This window comes from Bacillus cereus group sp. BfR-BA-01382 (assembly GCF_022663475.1).
Classification (GTDB): Bacteria; Bacillota; Bacilli; order Bacillales; family Bacillaceae_G; genus Bacillus_A; species Bacillus_A thuringiensis_S.
Genome location: NZ_JAKUFQ010000424.1, coordinates 1 through 228 on the forward strand (window position 1 = coordinate 1; position 228 = coordinate 228).

Below are 228 nucleotides of genomic sequence, written 5' to 3' on the forward strand. Positions count from 1 at the left end.
TTTTTACATGAGAAAGAGGCGAATAACGAAATTCGCCTCTTTCTTTTACCATAACGATGGAATCCACTCTTTCACTTTATTAAACCACTCTTGCTGTTCTTTTTTCCTTTTTTCTTCTTCTTCTTGCCTTTTCTTTTCTTCTTCTTTTCTTCGCTTTTCTTCTTCAATTGTTTGCAATTGTTTTTTATAGTCCGCCTCAGATATTAACGACAATTGGAACGCTTTTTG

At 33.8% G+C, this 228-nt stretch carries 1 protein-coding gene; it reads right to left on the reverse strand.

Going from position 1 to position 228, the window contains the following annotated elements; all coding sequences use genetic code 11:
• Nucleotides 1–45 precede the first annotated feature (45 nt).
• The coding region (locus tag MR160_RS34575; protein WP_481746750.1) for a hypothetical protein at nucleotides 46–228 on the reverse strand (183 nt) is incomplete at its 5' end.